The organism is Halocalculus aciditolerans, assembly GCF_014647475.1.
Lineage (GTDB): Archaea > Halobacteriota > Halobacteria > Halobacteriales > Halobacteriaceae > Halocalculus > Halocalculus aciditolerans.
In genome coordinates this window covers 275490-294820 of record NZ_BMPG01000002.1, presented here as the reverse complement: position 1 = coordinate 294820, position 19331 = coordinate 275490, and the positions used below count along the sequence as shown (strand labels likewise).

Sequence of the window (19331 nt, the reverse complement as noted above, 5' to 3'; positions counted from 1 at the left end):
CCCTCGCGCGAGCGCCACGTACCTGAACGAAGTGAAGGCACGAAAAAAGCGAACGGCGTAGCCGTGAGCGTCCCACGAGACGCTCGCGCTCGCCCTTGCAGCGTCCCTACGAGAGAGCTTCGCTCTCTCGGGGGCGAGCGGGACCTACGGTCCCGCGGCCATCGCGAACCTTCGGTTCGCTCAGTCCGGAAAACCTCCGATTTTCGAGACCACCAGGGTCGCTCACTGCCGTTCGCTTCGTGGTCGGTGTAGATTGAACCGTGGAGTGCGAGCGCCCCGGGAGGCGCTCGCACTCTCCGGTTTCCGTACCGCGGGCCTCAGTTCGTGTGGCCTGTGGCAGCGGCCGTAGATCGTTTCGCTTCGAAACCCACGTATACCGGCGTGTGCTCCTCTCGGTAATGGCTAGCCGTCGCGACGCGCTCCTCTACCTCGCTCTCGCCGCCGTCTGGGGGACGGCGTTCCCGGCGACGAAAGCCGCGCTCGCGGACTTCCCGCCCGTCCTCCTCGGCGGCCTCCGGTTCACGCTCGCCGCCGTCCTCCTCTTCGCCGTCGCCGCCGCCACCGGCCGCTCGCTCCGCCCCCGCGGCCCCGGTGACTGGACGCCCATCCTCGTCGGCGGCGTCTTCAACATCGGCGCGCACCACGCCCTCCTCTTCGCCGGCCAGGACTACGTCACGAGCGCCGTCGCCTCCACCCTCCTCGGCCTCGTCCCCGTCCTCACCCCCGCCGTCACCGCCGTCTTCCGCCCCGACGAATCCATCTCCGCGCGCGGCGTCGCCGGCGTCCTCCTCGGATTCCTCGGCGTCGTCCTCATCGCCAACCCCGACCCCGATAACCTCCTCCGCGACGTCGGCGTCTGGCTCGTCCTCGCCTCCGCCGTCGCCTGGGTCGCCGGCGCGGTCTTCACCCGCGAGGACGCCGCCGCCCTCCCCGGCCTCAGCCTCCAAGCCTGGATGCTCGCCGTCGGCGCGCTCGCCCTCGACGCCGTCTCACTCCTCCTCCCCGGTCAGGGCCTCGCCGCCGCCACCCCCACCACGGAGAGCCTCCTCTGGGTGGGCTACCTCGCCGTCATCCCCGGAGCCTTCGGCTTCCTCGTCTACTTCCGCCTCCTCCACCGCCTCGGACCGATAGAGATGGGCCTCATCGAATACGTCATCCCGCCGTTCGCCGCCGTCTTCGGCTGGCTCGTCCTCGACGAATCCCTCGCGCCCTCCACCGTCTACGGCTTCGCCGCCATCCTCGCCGGCTTCCTCCTCGTCAAATGGCGACACGTCCAGCGCTACCTCCGCCAGCGAATCGACGGCACCGGCCCCCCCAGCGCCGACTGACTGGGAAGCGACTCGTCCCCGGAACGTTGTAGTCACCACCGGTCGTGGCGTTCACCAATGACGTTGGACGACTTCGGCGGGTCGAGCACGGACCTCCGAGATGCCGTCGACGAATTCATCGAGAAAGACCCACAGGAGCACGCCCGAAGCGTCGTCTACGGAATCTACGACACGGAATCCGGTGAGTGTCTCTACGTCGGCGAGGCGAAGTGGCTGGTCAGCCGCCTCAACGACCACTACAACACGCGGACGGGGAGCCAAATTAAGGCGTTCGTCGAAAACGACGACAGCATCGACATCGACGCCACCGACGTCTGGGAGCGAACCGCCGTGAAGTACGTCGACGGTATCGAGGACGGGAAAGCCGGCCGGATGCGCGTCGAATCCGCGCTCATCGACGAACTTAACCCACGATACAACACGCGATAATCCTTTTTCGTCGCACCCCGTCTCGTTACCCTCTCACTACCGCGTCCATCGGGTAGCCGGCCCGTGAGAGCGCGGCGTCTCGTTCTCCGTCCGTGAGTCGGTAGGCGTCGAGTTCGTCGCCGAGGTCGCCGAGCGCGGCTCGTCGTTCCTGGTGGCGTTCGAGGAAGTCGCTGATTCGGTCGGCGGCGGCGTCCTTCAGCTCGCCGCTGAGCAGGTCGCCGGCCTCGTAGCCCGCGGCGAGGTCGCGGAGGCGGTCGTCGTCGGGTTCGAAGAAGAACCGGAGGTACTGGAAGGCGACGTCGACGCTCGGGTCGCCGCCGTGCTCGCGGTGTTCTTCGAGGCTCGACCGGCCGCCCGAGTACGCGTGCTGGTGGAGTTTCTCGCGAACCGTGTCGGGGTCGTCGGAGAGTCCGATGCTCGGCGCGTCACTGGACGAGGACATCTTTCCGGGGCCGTCGAGGCTCGAGAGGAACTCCGAGAGCAATGCGCCGGGCTTGTTCACCTCGTAGCGTGCTTTCGCGGCGACGTCCCTGGAGACGCGGACGTGTGGGTCTTGGTCGACGGCGATGGGGACGAGCGTCGCGTGGCGGCCGTGGACGAGCTGGGGGAGGAGGAGGTGGGCGGTCTGGACGGCGGGGTAGAAGGAGAGCCCGACTGTTTCGGGGTCGCCGTAGGTCGCGTCGACCGTGGACTGCGTGATGGCCTTCGAGAACGCGGCGGCGAGCGGGTAGACGACGTCGGCGTCGGCGGTGTCGACCACGACCTTCGTCTTCGCGGGGTCGAAGCCGACCGCGAGGACGTCCCGGAGGTTCTCCCGCGTGTGGCCGGCGATGCTCTCGAGCGACTGGTCTTTGAGGAGGTGCTTCTCGTCGTCGGAGAACGGGATGTAGACGTGCGCGCCGGTCGCGTCCTGGACGGCTTTCGCGAAGTAGAACGGGAGGACGTTCCCGAGATGCATCGGCCCGGACGGGCCGCGCCCCGTGACGAGGGAGTGGGTTTCGTCTGCTCTCGCCGCCGCGGTGAAGGCGTCGATGTCCCGACCGGCGTAGAAGATTCGTCGCCGCACGAGCGGGTGGTCGACCGGGAACGCACGAACCTGCGCGTCGGTCAGCGCGTCCGCGCCGAACGACTCCACGAGGTGCGCGTAGTCGATGTCTCCCTCGACGTCGTACGGCGTCACGGTGTAGTCGGCGTCGGGACTATCGCTATCGGTGCTGTCGGTGTCGGTGGGTGTTGGCATCGGTGATCGGGTGTCGCTGGTGGTCTGGGGGCGAGGCGTGCGAGAGAAGCGAGGGAGCGCCGCGCCCCGACCCGAGCGAGTTACGCCCGCCGCGTCGACGCCGCAGCACTGTCCACTCCCGGACGCTGCCAGCGCCAGCCCGCGACGGCCGAATCCCGACGCGACGAGCGGGATTCGCGGAGAGTGGACTCCATACTCGCTCCTGTGGGGGGACGCCTAGTTAGGTGTTACTCTCGACGAGCACGCCGAGCCGTGCGAAGGTTTATCAGCCGTCTGGGTGACGGTTCGGTCGCGGATGGTTTCTCAGTATCCCACGCGCTTAGCGGCGTGTTCCTGGACGGACGTCGAATCGGCGCTCGAAGACGGCGTGGACACGGTCGTCGTCGCGGTCGGCGCAATCGAACAACACGGGCCGCACCTCCCGCTCTCCGTCGACGCGACCATCGGGGACGCGCTCGCCGAGCGGCTCGCCGAGGAGTTGGGCGACGCGTTCGCCGCGCCGACGATTCGCCCCGGCTGCTCCGGCCACCACATGGAGTTCCCCGGGACGATTACGGTTCCGGCGGAGACGCTCATGGACCTCATACGGGCGTACTGCCGCTCGCTCGACGACCACGGGTTCGCGCACGTCGTCCTCGTGCCGACGCACGGCGGGAACTTCGCGCCGGTGAACACCGTCGCGCCCGAAATCGCACGCGACGTCGACGCGAACGTCGTCGCTCTCGCCGACCTCCACGAGTACATGGACCTCCAGAACGAGGGGCTCGCGGACGCGGACGTCGACTACGGAGAACCCGTCGTGCACGCCGGCGCGATCGAGACCGCGATGCTCCTCGCTATCGACGACGGCCTCGTCGACCGCGACCGCCTCGAACGCGGCGTGGAAGGCGAGATTTCGACGGCCCGCCTCCTGAGCGAGGGGTTCGAAGCGATCACGGAGTCGGGCGTGCTCGGCGACCCGCGGGAGGCGACGCGGGACGCCGGCGACGCCATCCTCGACCGAATCACGGCCGCCTACGCCGATCGCGTCGAAGCCGCGAGAGACGCCGTCTGAACGCTCTAACGGCTGCTGATCGCGTCGTCGAAAGCCTCAATAACGCCGGTTTCTCACTCGCGTCGCTCCCGCGCTCCGAGTCGAGAGAGAAGAGCCGCCTGTCTGTGCGCGACTACGCTTTCCGCCGCGCCTCGGTCTCTGTCTCGTCGTAGACCGCGTCCACGACGTCGCCGTCCTCCACGCGGACGTGGACGACGGCGTTCGGCCCGGCCTCCGCCGGGAGGTCGCCCGAGCGCACTTCCAGTTCGTCCGTCGCCGCCGTCCCCTCCTCGACGGAGAGTCGGCTCCGCCCGCTCTCGACGCAGTCGACGACGGCCACGTACACCCCATCGGCAACCATGTGGCCTCAGGTAATTTACCGCGTAGTAAGTATCTACTGCCCAGGGCTTCGCGCGCGGCCGCCGGACTGCGACGACCCGCCCGACGCACTCAGCCAGCACGTCCCTCGGCTGTCGGCTCGTCCCGATATCTCACCGGCTGTCGCTCGGCCCGTCCCGTTACGCACATCCCGGTGGGCCGACTCTCTCCGGGTATGTTGGAGTCACTGCCGTCACGACCGCTGACGACCGCCGAGGGGTTCGCGCTCCACCAGAGCGACGCGTTCCGGATGGTGACGCCCGCGTCGGTGTCGACGCGCGCGGAGAGCGACGACGAACTCGTCTCCGCGCTCGTCGCCGTGCGCGACGGCGTCGTCTTCGGCGTCTACTACGACGTCGAGGCCGACGGCTGGGACGTCGTCTACCGCGAGACCTACGAGGAGCCGAGCGAGTCGAACGCGCTCGTCGACGAGGCCGGGCGGGCGGCGCAGGACGAAGTCGGACTCGACGAGGCGGACTGGGAGGCCGTCGACGACGCGGAGGTCGTCCGCCGCGAGCGCGGGGAGAGCGAGTACGCCCGCCGGCTCTTCGACGCCTACGACCGCGGCACGGAGTAGGCCTCCTCGTCCTGCGTGAACGCCACCCAAATACCGCGGCAAGCGTGGTACGTTTAGTCCTCCCTGTCTTCTACCGGGGTAGAGATGACACGCGTGAGCGTTATCGGCTGTGGGAACATGGGGGGTGCGCTCGTCGAGGGGCTCTCCCGGGCCGACGCGTACGACGTGACGGCCATCGACCTCGACGACGCCGCTCTCGAATCAGTGGCGGACTTCGCGGCTGAGACCACGACGGACATCGGCGTGACGCGGGAGACGCCGCTCGTCGTCGTCGCGGTGAAGCCGGACGCGGTTCCGGCCGTGCTCGACGACCTCGACCTCAGGGGCGACCAGACGCTCGTCACGGTCGCGGCGGGCGTCCCGCGGGCGTTCGTCGCCGAGCGAACGGACGCGCGCGTGGTTCGCGTAATGCCGAACCTCGCCGCCGCGAACGGGAACATGGCGGCCGCCGCGGTCGAAGAGGGGTCGACGGACGAAGTGCGCGACCTCCTCGACGCCGTCGGCGAGTTCGTCGAAGTCGAAGAGTCGGAGATGGACGTCGCGACGGCCGTGAACGGGAGCGGCCCGGCGTTCGCCTTCCACCTCATCGACGCCGTGAAGCAGGCGGGCGTCGAGGGCGGCCTCGACCCCGAGCAGGCGGAAGTGCTCGCCGCACAGACGTTCAAGGGCGCGGCGGAGACGGTGCTGCGAGACGGCCGGAGCGTCGACGAGCTCGTGGACGCGGTCTGCTCGCCGAACGGCACGACTATCGAGGGGATGGAGGTGCTCTGGGAGAGCGACGCCGACGACGCCGTCGAAGACGCCGTGTCGGCGGCCGCCGAGCGCTCGCGCGAACTCGCGGAGGACTACGATGAGTGAGGGCGTCGCGGCGGACGCCGTCGACGACGCGGCCGTCGAGCGAGCGCGCGAGCAGGCCGCGAACGCCGACCGCGTCGTCGTCAAGGCCGGGACGAACTCCCTCACAGACGACGAATCCCGGCTCGACCGCGGAAAACTGGATAAGCTCGTCGACGACATCATGGCGCTCCGCGAGCGCGGCAAGGACGTCCTCCTCGTCTCCTCAGGGGCGGTCGGCGCGGGCATGGGCCGCATCGAGGCCATCGAGGAGACGACGCGCGCCGGCCGGACGCTCGAAGAGCAACAGGCGCTCTCGACCGTCGGGCAGAGCCACCTGATGCGTCACTACACGGCGAGCTTCGAGCGCTACGACCAGAAAATCGCCCAGCTCCTCCTCACCGACCACGACCTCTCGAACCCCGAGCGGTTCACGAACCTCCAGAACACCGTCGAGACGCTGCTCGACTGGGGCGTCGTCCCGGTCGTGAACGAGAACGACGCCGTCGCCACGGAAGAACTCCACATCGGCGACAACGACATGCTCTCCGCGTCGCTCGCGGTCGGCGTCGACGTCGACCTCCTCGTCACGCTCACGGACGTCGACGGCGTCTACACGGGGAACCCGAAGGCCGACCCCGGCGTCGAGCGCATCGAAGCGGTGCGAGAGAACTACGACGCCGTGCAGCGGTACGTCGCCGAGAGCACGCACGAGGCGTTCGGCGGCGTGCAGACGAAAGTCGAGGGCGCGCGGAAGACGAGCGAGCACGGCATTCCCGCCGTCATCGCCGGGTCCGCAGAGCCGGACGTGCTCGAACGCGTCGCCACCGGTAGACCTACGGGTACGCTCTTCGTTCCCACGGGTGATTCCGATGCGTGAGAGCGAGCACGGCGAGAGCGAGACGCGGCGGCAGGTGGACGCGGCGGCGCGCGCCGCGCTCGACCTCGCGAACGTCGACGAGGCCGCGCGGAACGACGCGCTCCGGAGCATCGCGGCCGCGCTCCGCGAACACACGGACGAAATCCTCGACGCGAACCGCGAGGACGTCGCGGCCGCCGAGGAGCGACTGGAGCAGGGCGAGTACCCCGCGGCGCTCGTCGACCGCCTCCGCCTCGACGCGGGGAAGGTCGAGGACATCGCGGAGATGGTCGAGTCCGTCGCCGAGCAGGACGACCCGCTCGGGGACACGCTCGACGCCCGCGAACTCGACGACGGCCTCGACCTCTACAAGGTCTCCGTCCCTATCGGCGTCGTCGCGACGGTCTTCGAGTCGCGGCCGGACGCGCTCGTCCAGATCGCCGCGCTCGCCGCGAAGTCCGGGAACGCCGTCATCCTCAAAGGCGGGAGCGAGGCGAGCGAGTCGAACCGCGTCCTCTACGACCTCATCCGAGAGGCCACGAGCGATCTTCCCGGGGGTTGGGCGCAGCTCGTCGAGGCGCGCGAGGACGTCGACCGCCTCCTCGACATGGACGACGCCGTCGACCTCGTGATGCCGCGCGGCTCCAGCGAGTTCGTCTCCTACATCCAGGACAACACGCAGATTCCCGTGCTCGGCCACACCGAGGGCGTCTGCCACGTCTTCGTCGACGACGCCGCCGACCTCGACGTGGCCGAAGACGTCGCGTTCGACGCGAAAGTCCAGTACCCCGCCGTCTGCAACGCCGTCGAAACCCTCCTCGTCCACGACGCCGTCGCCGACGACTTCCTCCCTGGAATGGTCGAGCGCTACGAGGACGCCGGCGTCACCCTCCGCGGCTGCGAGCGCACTCGCGACATCGTCGACGTTGACGAAGTGCGAGACGACGACTGGGACACCGAGTACGGCGACCTCGAACTCAGCATCAGAATCGTCGACGACGTCTACGCCGCCGTCGACCACGCCAACACCCACGGCTCCAAGCACACCGAATCCATCCTCACCGAAGACGACGACCACGCCGCCGTCTTCATGCAGGGCATCGACGCCGCCAGCGTCTTCCACAACGCGTCGACCCGCTTCGCCGACGGCTACCGCTACGGCCTCGGCGCGGAAGTCGGCATCAGCACCGGGAAGATTCACGCCCGCGGCCCCGTCGGCCTCGACGGCCTCACCACCTACAAATACTACCTCGAGGGCGACGGCCACCTCGTCGCCACCTACTCGGGCGAGGACGCCACACCCTTCACCCACCGCGACTTCGACGGCGACTGGACGCCCGGCGGCAGCGAGTAGAGCCGTCGGCCGCGACCCCAACCTCGGGTCCACGCGTTGTACTGCGCCCGTCTCACCCGACGTTGTGGGTAGAACCAAACGCCGCTTCGCAGATTTCCGGTACTCAATAGCGTTTCGTGTAGCCACCACACTGAACCGTGAGTCGTGTGAACAATCCTCTGTGAGAGAATCCCATAGGGAGTTACATCAGTTCGTCACGGAGCACGCGGGCGACGCGTATCGGTCGATGTTCTCCTACGAAGAAGACGACTGGAGCGCCCTCTACATCCGGAATGACGTAGCGACTGAACGCCTGCGAGACACGGTGGCGGACATAATCGAGCGAACGCGGGAGGCGCGGGCACTCGTGAGAGAGGAGGATTACGAGGAGCTTGGGGAGAAAACCGCGACGACCGAAGTCCACGAGTCAGGCGTCATCCTCCACTTCCCGCAAGGAGACCAGCGAGGAATCATCATCTCGCTCGACCGGGAAGCGGCACGACGACTGACGGCTTTCGTAAGCCAATGCGCCACCATCATTCACTCACCCGCCACGTCAACCTTTGAGGCCCAACTAACGACGGATTAGTTCATTGCTGGGACGACCAACTCTGGGAGAGGAGTGGGCAGATAGCACACCTACCTAACACCGATTTCAAATCGAGTTTCGAGCGAAACAAACGACGTGACGAGCATCCGCGAACGAGCGGTCCGAAGGACCCGGTAGTGAGCGGTTCACCGAGCGCGACCGTAGGAGCGCTCGGGCCGACGACTGAGGGACTGCAAGGACCGAAGGAGGAGGGCTTTTAGTGCAGGTTTTGCCGAGCGCGCCCGGAGAGCGCGCGCAGCGCAAAACGTGCGTTGTTAGAGCTCGATGCGTTCGACGAGTTGGTTCTCGTCGCCGCTAGTGTTGAGGGCGACGATTTTGATGTGGCGTTCGAGACGGGAGTCGTGGAGTTTCTCTTTGAGGAGGTTGTCGACTTGGTAGACGCCGGCGGCGTTCCGCATGGTGATCTCGACGAGGACGGGGGTGTCGTCGCCGTCTTGGAGGGTGACTTGTTCGATGGCCTGGCTGGAGAGGGTGTTGATGCCGCGGCCGCCGCGTTCGTAGGGGATGCGAGAGCGGCCGCGTTCCATGTCGAGGCCGTCGGCGACGCGGACGACGCCGGCTTCGGTGGTGAGCGGGGTTTCCTCGGTGTGGTGGCAGAGGATGGCGTGGAGGACTTCGGCTTTCACGCGGACGGCGTTGGCGGTGTCGTAGAACTCGGGGAGGATGCGGTCGAGGAGGTCGGCGGCGAGGGGGATGGAGTAGTAGGAGTGGTCGTCGCGGTGGACGATGTGGCCGATGTCGTGGAGGGTGGCGGCGAGCGCGATGATGACGGGTTCGTCGGCTTCGTCGAGGCCTTCGTCGGCCGCGCCGTTGAATTCGACGTCGCCGGCCTTGAGGAGGTCGTAGAGTCGGAGGGCGCGGTTCCGGACGATTTCGATGTGTTTCGTGCCGTGGTCGTTGTAGCCCTTGCGGACGACGGGGTTGACGTTCTGCGCTTCGAGGAGCGTGGTGATTTCGTCGTCGCCGCGGAGGAAGTCGAGGACGTCGTTCACGCGGCTGTCGGGGTAGGCGTGCGCCTCGCTGGGGTCGTACTCGTGCGTGCCGCTCATGCTGTTTCGTCCGAGGGGCGCGAGCAAAAACCCACTGGGACCACACGGACGAGCTAGGAGACGGTTTCGGCGAGCGCGACGAGTTCCGTCCGCGTGCGTTCGGTTTCGAGGTCGAGGGAGACGGAGGCGGTGACGTCGACGCCGTCGCCGACGCCGTCCCCGCTGACGGAGACGGTGTCGCGTTTCGCGTAGTCGGCGGCGGGGTACGCGCCGCCGGCGAGCAGGAGCGCGTTCCGGTCGGGCTTCCAGACCGACGTGAACGCGTGGATGGGGAGGAGGCCGCCGGCGAGTTCGAGCGTTCGCGTTCCCACGTCGGGAATCTCGACCTCGCGCTCGATAGTCGGCGTCGGGTAGACGCCGTCGAAGGCGAGGTGCTGTGCGCCGTCGATATCCGGGGTCGGCGACCGAGTGTCGGTGCGTTCGACGCGCCGGATGCCGCGCGCTTCGAACTTCGCGCGGATCCGCGGCGCGACCCGGTCCGCGACCACCATCGGCTCGATAGCCGCGTTCAGGTAGCCCTCGAGGCTCACGCGAGTCGCGAAGAACATCGCCAGCGGCCGGTCGAACTGCCCGAGCGTCTCCGCCCGAACGGTCTCGCGGAGCGCCGCGTCCTCGTAGAGCCGCGTCCGGCCGTACCCCTCGACTGTGACTGGGCCCGCCGAAAACGTGAACGTCGACGACTGCGTCCCCGTCGCCGCCCACCCGTCGACGGCGCTCTCGTCCACCGACGGCAGCGGATAGTCGGACGCTGCCCCCGACGAGTCAGGCCCGCTCGACGTCGAACACCCCGCGGCGGCCGCGGCCCCGCCCGCAGCCACCGCGCCGAGGAACGAACGTCGGTTCATACGATAGTTCGCCGCCGCGCGAATAAACGTCTTGGGCCGCGAGAAAACGCGTTATTCGGCCGCTTCGCGCGCCGCGTCCGCGACTTCCTCGTAGTCCGGCTCGACGCTCGGGTCGTCGCTCACCCAGTCGTAGGTGACGTCGCCGTCGGCGTCGATGACGAACACCGAGCGCTTCGCCACGCCGTGGACTCCGAGGCCGTCGAAGTCCATCCGCACGTCGTAGGCGTCGACGAGTTCCTTCTCGTGGTCGCTCAGCAGTCCGAACGTCAACCCCTCCGCGCTCCGGAACGCGTTCTGCGCGAACGGCAGGTCGACGCTCACCCCGTAGACCGTCGCGCCGACGTCCTCGAAGCCCGCGAGCTGGTCCTGGAACGTACACATCTCCGTCGTACACGTTCCCGTGAACGCCCCCGGGAAGAACGCGAGCACGAGCGGCGCGTCGTCGAGGTTCTCCGAGAGCGTGAACGGCGACACGTCCCCGTCGGCGAGCGGTGCGGTGAAATCCGGCGCGGCATCCCCGGTGCGTACCATACTCCATACGACGACGCCCGCCCGCATAATCCTTCCCGTGCCTCACTCAGGACTCACCGTTCCCGCTCTCCAGCCGTCCCGCGGACCCACAGTCTGATGCTGGTACACCGCGCCGTCTCTTGCGGTGGCCGTCCGCCGCTGGCGAGTAACGATAGGACGGTCACCGACCTCTGCCGGTTCGTCGAGGACCGCGGTGAAGACGAGTGGTTTCGATTGACTCACTCTCGGTTCTCGTCGGTGCGGGAGGCCCTGGGGGTCGTCGGAATAGAACGGCCGTACGCGAACTACCGCGACCGACGCGACCGGATCTTAGCTCTCCACGCCGAACTGCTACGGAACCATACACAGCGCGCCGATGACGAGCGGAATCCGACTCACGAGAAACCTGGTAAGCGACACGTTGTGCACGCATATCACTCAGATGGGTTAGACCCGATCAGGTGCCGTGAGCCACGATGCTATCTCGCCCCCTTCGATGAGCGCCCCGTGTTATCGATGGATGCGAGAAACGTGCGGACGTCCGATCGCCGCACATCGCGACCCGGCAGCGAACCGGTGGCGGAAGCAGTTCTTCTCCTGACGGGACGGAGGAGCTCTCCCAGAGATGTATCGCGAACGTCGAATACGACATCAAACCCCTCGAGCAGCGCCTGACGACACACCGCGTCCGGAATGTTCCATATGACGGCTCTTCGACGCGGCCGCTATCTCCTCCGAATCCGCTACCGAGTTGGAGGAGCACGGGTCATCTGAAACGGAGAGTTAGCAGAACCAAACGACCCGTGCGGACGGTCAACCGAGACCGTCGTGGTCGCCGGGACGTCAAAGTGTGTCGCTCCTGCGGCGATACTCCCGCTTTCCGCCGTCGTCGTCGTCGTGGCGACGTCGGTGGTCACGCTCGGTCGGCTTCCCGCGGCCGCGGTGCCGAGCACGGCGAAGAGGACGACGATATAGACGAAGGCGGCAGCCCCGGCTTGCACACCGCCGCTCGCTCCGATTCCCGGGAGGTGGTGGAGTTTCTGTGCGGCGCCGCCTCGGTTCGCGTAGACGATGTAGGCGAACCAGAAGGGGATGAGGCCGATGACGAGCGGGAGGAAGGCGACGTGGAGGAGTGCGACGACGACGTTCCGTCCGGTGCTTCCGGCCTTCCAGCCGAGTACGACGTCGGTGATGGCCATGACGAAGTCTCTAACACGCGCCCGTATAAACCTCATCCCAACGACACGACTGCGGGGACTACTCGCCGACGGCGACAATCGACATATCACCCCCGACGCCGGCAACGCCCCCTGTCCTCGGTGAGGCCGACTGTACCGAACGCGTACATCAACCCACCGACCTCTACCGGTCCGTCGACGACCCCCGGGAGAGTGAAAGGTCGTAACGGGTCGGTTAGCTCCTAACGCGTCAGGAAAAGAATCGCGCTACCGATCCCCACGCCGGCAGCGGTTCTTTTCCGATTCATAGATTCCGCGCTTTTCTGAGATGGGGTTTCTCCTCGTGCATTCCGGCTATTCTACTGGGCTCTGGGGCGTCGTTCCGGGACGGCTTTTGTCCCTGTCAGATCGGGGCCACCCCCGGCCGGTGTGAGTACTCGTTTCTGTTCACGCGCGGGAGCGGCGTACACACCTCTAACCCGAGTAGCATCGGTCGTTTCACCCCGATAGCTGATATGCGAACGTCGTCGACGCGAGTTGGACGACTGCCTGCGGGGGTCTGCTCGATAGTGCGTAGTTAGAGCGCCCGGCGACGGGGTCGCTCAGTCGATTCACGAGGGAGAGCGCGATCTGCCCGCAGCCCTGCTCGGTCGTCACGCCGGAGACGTCGAACCGACAGATACGACAAACCCCTCGCCGACACAGTTACGCGAGAGGGCTGTGTCGGATAGAGTGGTGACAGCTGATCTCTCCGTTTTCGGTGTCGTGAAGTCGTCTACGCTCGGAATACTGGGTGAGGCAAAAGGCCTATAAATGACTGCTGGCTACCAACGAGTAGCGATGTTCACTACCGCACCACTGTTCGCCGGCCTCCCTGGGGGGATGGAGCTCGCCGTCATTCTCCTGATCGCCGTGTTGCTCTTCGGCGCGAATAAGATCCCGAAGCTCGCCCGCTCCACGGGGCAAGCCATGGGCGAGTTCCAGAAAGGCCGTCAGGAGCTCGAACAGGAGATTGACGAGATGAAGGACCCGGACAACGCCGACACCGAGGCGTCCAGCGTCGACGCCGACGCCGACACCACGTCGAAGAACGAGTAAACGACCGGTTTTTCTTCTCGCGCACGCAACACCGAGAGCGGGGCGTGTGGCCAAGCGGATACGGCGAGAGGTTCCTAACCTCTAGATCGCGGGTTCGAACCCCGTCACGCCCGCTTTCCGAGGAGCGAAGCGCGTCGTGAAAGCGGCGGTGCTCCGCGGGGCGCAGAGCGTCCCGCTGGCTCTCGATCGCTCGCGGTCGCGAGAGTCCCGTCACGCTCGCTGTTCTGGGACGGGTGAGGCGTACAGCGACGCGTTCGTCTTCGACTCACGCGAACCCGGCTTGCTCGTGAGACCGCAGTCACGCGCGCTTTCGGAGGCGTCAGCGGCGAGTTCGCGTATCGGGGGAGTATTACGTCTCGGCCGTCTCTAGCCGGTGTGAGTAGTCTACTTCGTCGGTTCTTCGAGTCTCCTGCCTCCTCGCTGGAGGCGTGTGTGCAGTGCGGTGAACGAACGCTCCCTGGGGCGGGTTCGCGCCGGGAGTGCGTCGTCGGGGCGTAGATGGGCGGCGATTCGGTGCGGGAGGCGTGGTCGGAGCGGTCGGGGGAGTACTCGCCGGATTACTACGCGTACTACGGACCGGACGAGGTGAGCGAAGCCGTGCTGGACGCGCTGGACGAGTCGGTGGGGCGGGGCGCGTCGGTCCTCGAACTCGGGTGTAGTTCGGGGCGACACCTCGCGCACCTCCACGAGAACGGCTACGAGTCGGTCGCGGGCGTGGACATCAACGCGGACGCGTTCGACGTGATGGCGGACGCCTACCCGGACCTCGCGGAGGACGGCGAGTTCCACGTCGGCGCGATTGAGGACGTCGTCGCCGAGTTCGAAGACGGCGCGTTCGACGCGGTCTACTCGGTCGAGACCCTCCAGCACATCCACCGCGACGACGAGTGGGTGTTCGAGGAGATCGCGCGCGTCGCCGGTGACGCGCTCGTGACGGTCGAGATAGAGGAGACGGAATCCGCCGCACCGACCGACGAATCGGGAGATACGACCGACTCGGGCGTGACGTACGTCGACGACGGCATCCCGCTCTACTGTCGGAACTGGCGGGACGTCTTCACGGTGTACGGCTTCGAAGAGGCGGCATCGCGGGCGCTCGACCGCGACGTGCTGCGCGTGTTCCGCGCGACCAACTGATTCGTTCTCACCCGGTCGACTCACTCGTTCTCACACAGTCACCTGAGTCGTTCTCGCGCGGCCGGCGGTCGCGTCGCTCGCGGTGTAGATATGCCAGACCCGTTTCGTGCGGCGGAGTCCCACGGCGTCCCCTTCCCCCCAGAAGGTGGGCCTTCGACCGGCACGTCGGGCCCGGCGTGTGAATCCTGGGAATCCACCCATATATACCTATTCGTGTGAGTATCTCCGGGCGGGCGATACGACGGCTCCCCCGGGTCTCGTCACTCCACGGCGTACCGTAGTAGGAAGTCTGTCAATATGCGGCCGACGGGTCGGCCGCCGTCAGGACGTGAGGGTGACGTCGAGTGTGACGACGCGGACCACGAGCGAGTCGGTCTCGACCGTGCAGGAGACGGTGACTTCGGGCGCGGTCGCGTCGCGGTCAGTGACGGTGCAGGATTGGGTTTCCGGTCGGCTCTCGATGGCGTTCCGCCACGCGGTCGGTCGCGGCGTCGTGACGTTCATCGTGACGCTCCCGCCCGTGTCGTAGGTGGTGACAGTCCGGTTCGTGCGCGTCGTCCGGACGAGAACCTGCGTCGACCCGCCGACCGACTGACGGCCGTTCGGCTGCGCGACGATGAGCGTGGCGAGCGTCCGGTCGCCGAAGAGGACTTCGGGCGGATTCGTCATCACCGACCCGCCGGACTCGCTCCGGATGACGGCCCCGTTGACGTAGACGATTTCGCCACCGCCGTTCGCTCGATAGACGAGCGGCCGCGTCTCGTAGCTGACGTTCGCGTCCGGGCCGGCGGTGAGGTTGACGGTGACGGGGTCGCCGTATCCGATGCTCGCCTCGGTCAGCTTGAGGGAGGTCGCGCGCGACGGCGCGCCCGAGTCGACGAGGTCGTCGACGTTGTCGGCGAGCACGTCGAACGCCCGCTGTGCGTTCGTCACCTGCTCGTTCTCGCGCGCGTCCTGAATCCCGCTCAGCCCCGCGACGTACGTCGTGCCGACGGCGAGGATGATGAGCGAGAAGACGATGACGAACGAGACGACTTCGCTCACGCCGCGTTCGCGTTCACGCATTCGTGACCTCCACGCCGCTCGCGTCGAAGCTGATTCGCACCGTGCCGCCGTCGACGGTTCCGGACAGCCCGTCGATGGCGTCGGGGTACGTCGTCGTCACGGAGATGTCGGCGGTGTCCGTGGCGAGGACGACGGTGTGGTTCGCGAACACCCGTATCTGGTAGGGATGGCCGGCGACCGTGGTGGGGAGGCGGAGGTCGACGTGACCGCTGTCCCCCGTGGTCGCGAGGCGGTCGGCGGTGGCGAGCCCGGCGGTGAACCGCTCGCCGACGACGCCGAGTTCGTCCTGCGTCGCGAGCTGCCGTTGGTCCTCGACGAACGTTCCCGCGGCCGTGAGGAGGCCGGTGACGAGGAGGAGCGCGACGGCGAGGTTGAGGACGTAGCCGACGGTCGTCGAGACCGCGCGGCGGTCCGGGGTTCGGGTCACATCCGCCACACGACCACCTCCACGTCCACGACGTTGTAGAGGTGGCTGTTCGGCGCGGCGTCCGGCGCGAAGTACCGCGCGGAACTCACCGTCGCGGCCGTCCATCCGTCGTCGTAGAGCCGGTCGTCGTCGTAGAGCGTCACCGACCGCGACGCGGTCACCGCGTTACTCGTCGGCGCGCCGGTGTAGTAGAACCGCTCCTGACGGCGCTCGCCGCTCGGCGTGACGTAGTAGAAGTTCACGTTGAACGCGATACCGTTCCCGGAGAACGTCGCTTTGAGCGTGTCCTCCAGCTCCGTCGACGACGAGTTCGACCCGTAGTACGGCTCGCCGCGGCTGGTGTTCGGGAAGCGGTTCGTCTCCGTGTCCCAGCGGAGCACGGCCGGGCGGAGCGAGTCGTTCTCGGCCGTGACGGCGAGCACGCCGCGCGCCACCGCTTCCTCCTGGTTCTCGATGTGCTGATTCGCCGTGCTCCCCGTCAGGGGCGTCACTGCGGTCATCTGGATGGCGAAGAGAACGCTCATGACGACGAGGAGCGCCGCGGCGACGCCTTCGAGCGTGTGAGCCTGCCCGCGCGTCACCAGACACGCACCTCCAGGTCCGCGCGCTTCCCGTCGTAGGAGACGACGCGCACCGCGACCGCGACCGACGCCGTGTTCGAGGGTTTCGGCCCCACGCTCGCGATGAGCGGCCCGCTCGCGCGCGCCAGCGTCACGTTCAGCCCACGGTCGACGGCGAGCACGGTTCTCGCGTTGGCCGCGCTCCCGCTAAAGAACGACTGCGTCGCCGACTCGTCGAGCAGGTAGGGGTGGTCGGGGTCGGCGAGCGTCTCCATCGCGAGCTGGTCGGCGGCGCGGTCGGCGGCGACGGTCTCCGCGCTCCCGCCGCCCGTGAACGGCGTGAAGAGCGTCGGCGTGAACGTGAAGATGAGCGCGATAGCGACGAGGAAGACGCTGATTCCGATGGCGAAATCGAGGGTCGTCTGTGCGCGGGACATGGGGGTGGGCCGCGAGCGGGGCTCTCGTTCCGCCACGGGATACACGACATAGTTTAAAGGTCGTGGACCGTAAAACTACCTGTCAATGAGCCGCGCTGCCGGAAGCCACGGAGGGTCGGGGGCCGGCGAGAGTTCGAACGGCGGCGCGCCACGCGACCGAGGGCAGTCGGAAGTCCTCGGCGTCGTCCTCCTCCTCGGTATCACGATTCTCGGCGTGACGAGCGTCGTCGCGCTCGGCGGGTCGGCCATCGACGACAGCCAGCACGCGGTCCGCGTCAGCTCGACCACGGACTCGATGACGCAGTTCGACTCGAAGGCGAGTCGCGTCGCGCTCGGCTGGTCGAACAGCCAGCGCGTCGACCTCGGCGCGGTCCGCGACGGCGAACGCGTCTACGCCACCGACGACGCCGGCTGGATGAACATCTCCGTGAACGACCGGGAGACGGGCGCGGCGAAGCAGGTCGTGATGAACCAGTCGCTCGGCGCGCTCGTCTACGAAGTCGGCGACACCACCATCGCCTATCAGGGCGGCGGCGTATGGCAGAAATCCGGGAACGGGAGCGTCATGGTCTCCCCGCCGGAGGCCCACTATCAGGGGACGACGCTCACCCTCCCGCTCGTCACCGTGAACAGCAGCAGCTCGCTCGACTCCACCGTCATCGTCCGCGACGACGGCACGTCCGCGAACGCGGTCGATAACCTCGAGAACCCGATTCGCAGCGGCACGGTCTCTATCACTGTCCACAGCGACTACTACCAGGCGTGGGGGCGGTTCTTCGAGGAGCGAACGGAGACGTCGGTCGCTTACGACCACGCGCGTAACACGGTGACCGTCACGCTCGCCGTCCCGATGGACACCGGCGTCGACTACGCCTTCATGATTCAGGGGAACGCCGGGTTCGGCGGCGGCGCGAGCGTCAGCAGCTACAACTCCACCAGCACGCCCGGGGCCGGGAGCGTCGGCGTCGGGAACTACGAAGAGACGTCCTCCGGCGACGTCTACGTCACCGGCGACACGTCGAGCTCCGGGAGCGGCACGGTCAACGGCGATATCTTCGTGAAAGGGAACTACACGATAGACGGCGAATCGGACGTGCAGGGAACCATTTACGCGACCGGTGACGTCGACATCGGCGTGACCAACTTCGACGGGGACGTCGTCGCCGGCGGGGACGTCACCGCGACGAGCTATCTCTCACAGAGCGAGGGGTCGACCATCCGCGCCGGCGGGAACTTCAGCATGGGGGGCGGCGAGCTCGCCGGAACCGTCCACACCGGCGGGGACTTCCGGGCGTCGAACGGCTGGAGCGTCCTCGAAGACACGGGCAGTATCGAGGCCACCGGGACCGTGAGCGGTCTCGACCGGAGGCACGGGACGGTCAACGAGGGCGCGTCGCCGCCGAACCTCCGCGCACTCGACCGGACGACGACCCTCCGGCAGAGCCCGAAAGACCGCGTCGAGCAGGCGGTCGCGACCTACATGGACGAGAGCGACCCCGCGCCCGGGCTCAGCGGCGGTGAAAACGCCCGGGAGACGCTCACCTCGGGGTCGTACTACCACGACGGCGACCTCTCGTACAGCGGCGACCCCTCTCTGACGATTAACTCCACGACGGGGCCGACGACGCTCGCCGTCGACGGCGACTTCTCCATCGAGGGCGACGCGGACATGACCCTCAACACGACCGGCGGCCCCATCCGCCTCATCGTCAACGGGAGCTTCACCACGTCGAGCACCGACGTCGACGTCACCTGCAAGCCCGGGTCGTGCCACAAGGTCTCCGTCTACGCGAACGGCACCGGCACGGTCGGGAGCGGCGGGTCCGTCACGAACGACGCGGGCCGCGGCGACCTCTTCTGGCTCTACACCGCCGCCGACAACGCGGGCACGACCATCAAGGGCAGCAGCTACTACGGCGTCGTCTACTCGCAGTCCAGCGTCGATCTCGGCGGCGGCACGAACGTCTACGGCGCGGTCCTCACCTCCCAAGCCGGCATCAACGGCGGCCAGCAGATCTACTTCGACGAAGCGCTCCTCGAGGCGAACACCTTCCCCGAGTACGCGAGCCTCCCCGAAGTCACCTACCTCCACGTCTCCACGAACCCCGTGAACGTCACCTCCTCGAACTGACCGAACGTTCCGCCCGCTCTCTCGGGCCCTTCGCCGACTGTATCCGTTCCTCCCGTTCCCTCGTCGCTCGCTTACCTCTGCCGTCGCCCTCGTCTGTGTGTTCTCGCCTGCCCTCCGTCTCTCTTCGTCTGTCGTCGACGGCGGCGGTGTGGAAGAAGGAGCAGAGAGGAGCGGATAGAGAGTAGCGAGACCAGCGAGCAGCGGGGGGAGACATGCGTTCGGCGTGGTTCGGGCCGTCGTCGGTGGGCGTCGACGGCGAGGGACGCCGGGAGA

General features: G+C 67.4%; 22 protein-coding genes and 1 tRNA gene. 12 read left to right on the top strand and 11 right to left on the bottom strand.

Features of this window, described 5'->3' with window-relative positions:
- The first annotated feature begins 398 nt into the window (after positions 1-398).
- Both IEY26_RS08235 and IEY26_RS08230 read left to right on the top strand, forming a co-directional pair.
- Positions 399-1328 (top strand): DMT family transporter, encoded by a 930-nt coding sequence (locus IEY26_RS08235; RefSeq protein WP_188977793.1) that lies wholly within the window; start codon positions 399-401, stop codon positions 1326-1328.
- A gap of 57 nt (positions 1329-1385) precedes the next feature.
- Positions 1386-1757, top strand: a complete 372-nt coding sequence (locus tag IEY26_RS08230) for a GIY-YIG nuclease family protein (RefSeq protein WP_188977790.1) — start codon at positions 1386-1388, stop codon at positions 1755-1757.
- Positions 1758-1782: 25 nt separating this feature from the next.
- On the opposite strand, the gene IEY26_RS08225 is transcribed toward IEY26_RS08230, so the two are convergent.
- The gene (locus IEY26_RS08225) at positions 1783-2997 is read right to left on the bottom strand and encodes a tryptophan--tRNA ligase (protein ID WP_188977788.1); all 1215 of its coding nucleotides are present in this window, start codon (positions 2995-2997) and stop codon (positions 1783-1785) included.
- Between the two features lie 295 nt (positions 2998-3292).
- Here IEY26_RS08225 and IEY26_RS08220 point away from each other — a divergent pair, with 295 nt between their 5' ends.
- Positions 3293-4051 (top strand): creatininase family protein, encoded by a 759-nt coding sequence (locus tag IEY26_RS08220; protein WP_188977786.1) that lies wholly within the window; start codon positions 3293-3295, stop codon positions 4049-4051.
- 112 nt (positions 4052-4163) lie between these two features.
- Here the strand turns inward: IEY26_RS08220 and IEY26_RS08215 are convergent, their stop codons facing one another.
- The gene (locus tag IEY26_RS08215) at positions 4164-4391 is read right to left on the bottom strand and encodes a hypothetical protein (protein WP_188977784.1); all 228 of its coding nucleotides are present in this window, start codon (positions 4389-4391) and stop codon (positions 4164-4166) included.
- Positions 4392-4583: 192 nt separating this feature from the next.
- On the opposite strand from IEY26_RS08215, the gene IEY26_RS08210 reads away from it, so the two are divergent.
- From IEY26_RS08210 to IEY26_RS08190, 5 genes are all read left to right on the top strand, one after another.
- Positions 4584-4985 (top strand): hypothetical protein, encoded by a 402-nt coding sequence (locus IEY26_RS08210; RefSeq protein WP_188977782.1) that lies wholly within the window; start codon positions 4584-4586, stop codon positions 4983-4985.
- 117 nt (positions 4986-5102) lie between these two features.
- Positions 5103-5843, top strand: coding sequence for a pyrroline-5-carboxylate reductase (gene proC, locus IEY26_RS08205; RefSeq protein ID WP_394354827.1), 741 nt, complete (start codon positions 5103-5105; stop codon positions 5841-5843).
- A complete protein-coding gene (gene proB, locus IEY26_RS08200; protein ID WP_188977778.1) occupies positions 5836-6699 on the top strand; it encodes a glutamate 5-kinase in 864 nt (287 codons plus the stop codon). The genes proC and proB overlap by 8 nt, the downstream gene beginning before the upstream one ends.
- Positions 6692-8032, top strand: a complete 1341-nt coding sequence (locus tag IEY26_RS08195; protein WP_188977776.1) for a glutamate-5-semialdehyde dehydrogenase — start codon at positions 6692-6694, stop codon at positions 8030-8032. Before proB ends, IEY26_RS08195 begins: the two co-directional genes overlap by 8 nt.
- A gap of 160 nt (positions 8033-8192) precedes the next feature.
- The gene (locus IEY26_RS08190) at positions 8193-8600 is read left to right on the top strand and encodes a DUF7522 family protein (protein WP_188977774.1); all 408 of its coding nucleotides are present in this window, start codon (positions 8193-8195) and stop codon (positions 8598-8600) included.
- 275 nt (positions 8601-8875) lie between these two features.
- Here the strand turns inward: IEY26_RS08190 and IEY26_RS08185 are convergent, their stop codons facing one another.
- The 5 genes from IEY26_RS08185 to IEY26_RS08165 all read right to left on the bottom strand — a co-directional run bounded on the left by IEY26_RS08185 (position 8876) and on the right by IEY26_RS08165 (position 12860).
- Positions 8876-9670 (bottom strand): HD domain-containing protein, encoded by a 795-nt coding sequence (locus tag IEY26_RS08185; RefSeq protein ID WP_188977772.1) that lies wholly within the window; start codon positions 9668-9670, stop codon positions 8876-8878.
- Positions 9671-9723: 53 nt separating this feature from the next.
- The gene (locus IEY26_RS08180) at positions 9724-10515 is read right to left on the bottom strand and encodes a twin-arginine translocation signal domain-containing protein (protein ID WP_188977770.1); all 792 of its coding nucleotides are present in this window, start codon (positions 10513-10515) and stop codon (positions 9724-9726) included.
- A gap of 51 nt (positions 10516-10566) precedes the next feature.
- A complete protein-coding gene (locus IEY26_RS08175) occupies positions 10567-11046 on the bottom strand; it encodes a redoxin domain-containing protein (RefSeq protein WP_188977768.1) in 480 nt (159 codons plus the stop codon).
- A gap of 722 nt (positions 11047-11768) precedes the next feature.
- Entirely contained in the window at positions 11769-12224 is a 456-nt protein-coding gene (locus IEY26_RS08170) for a hypothetical protein (RefSeq protein WP_188977766.1), read from the bottom strand.
- Positions 12225-12701: 477 nt separating this feature from the next.
- Positions 12702-12860, bottom strand: coding sequence for a hypothetical protein (locus tag IEY26_RS08165; RefSeq protein ID WP_188977764.1), 159 nt, complete (start codon positions 12858-12860; stop codon positions 12702-12704).
- Positions 12861-13043: 183 nt separating this feature from the next.
- Here IEY26_RS08165 and IEY26_RS08160 point away from each other — a divergent pair, with 183 nt between their 5' ends.
- The 3 genes from IEY26_RS08160 (at position 13044) to IEY26_RS08150 (ending at position 14438) form a co-directional block, all read left to right on the top strand.
- Positions 13044-13301: a Sec-independent protein translocase subunit TatA/TatB gene (locus IEY26_RS08160; RefSeq protein WP_188977762.1), complete on the top strand. Its 258-nt coding sequence runs from the start codon at positions 13044-13046 to the stop codon at positions 13299-13301.
- A 40-nt stretch (positions 13302-13341) separates the two neighbouring features.
- A tRNA-Arg gene (locus IEY26_RS08155) sits at positions 13342-13414 on the top strand.
- A gap of 385 nt (positions 13415-13799) precedes the next feature.
- Positions 13800-14438 carry a class I SAM-dependent methyltransferase gene (locus IEY26_RS08150; RefSeq protein ID WP_188977760.1) on the top strand — a complete coding sequence of 213 codons (639 nt, stop codon included), beginning with the start codon at positions 13800-13802 and terminating at the stop codon, positions 14436-14438.
- 321 nt (positions 14439-14759) lie between these two features.
- On the opposite strand, the gene IEY26_RS08145 is transcribed toward IEY26_RS08150, so the two are convergent.
- The 4 genes from IEY26_RS08145 to IEY26_RS08130 are packed head-to-tail and all read right to left on the bottom strand — an operon-like array spanning position 14760 to position 16927.
- Positions 14760-15503 (bottom strand): DUF7289 family protein, encoded by a 744-nt coding sequence (locus IEY26_RS08145; protein ID WP_188977758.1) that lies wholly within the window; start codon positions 15501-15503, stop codon positions 14760-14762.
- On the bottom strand, positions 15496-15939 hold the full coding sequence (locus IEY26_RS08140; RefSeq protein ID WP_188977756.1) for a DUF7266 family protein: 444 nt from the start codon (positions 15937-15939) through the stop codon (positions 15496-15498). The genes IEY26_RS08145 and IEY26_RS08140 overlap by 8 nt, the downstream gene beginning before the upstream one ends.
- Positions 15927-16511, bottom strand: coding sequence for a DUF7288 family protein (locus tag IEY26_RS08135; RefSeq protein ID WP_229773987.1), 585 nt, complete (start codon positions 16509-16511; stop codon positions 15927-15929). Before IEY26_RS08135 ends, IEY26_RS08140 begins: the two co-directional genes overlap by 13 nt.
- Complete coding sequence (locus tag IEY26_RS08130) at positions 16508-16927, bottom strand: DUF7287 family protein (protein WP_188977754.1); 420 nt, start codon at positions 16925-16927, stop codon at positions 16508-16510. The genes IEY26_RS08135 and IEY26_RS08130 overlap by 4 nt, the downstream gene beginning before the upstream one ends.
- 85 nt (positions 16928-17012) lie before the next feature.
- Between IEY26_RS08130 and IEY26_RS08125 the strand changes: the two genes are divergently transcribed.
- On the top strand, positions 17013-19058 hold the full coding sequence (locus IEY26_RS08125; RefSeq protein ID WP_188977752.1) for a DUF7289 family protein: 2046 nt from the start codon (positions 17013-17015) through the stop codon (positions 19056-19058).
- The last annotated feature ends 273 nt before the right edge of the window (positions 19059-19331 follow it).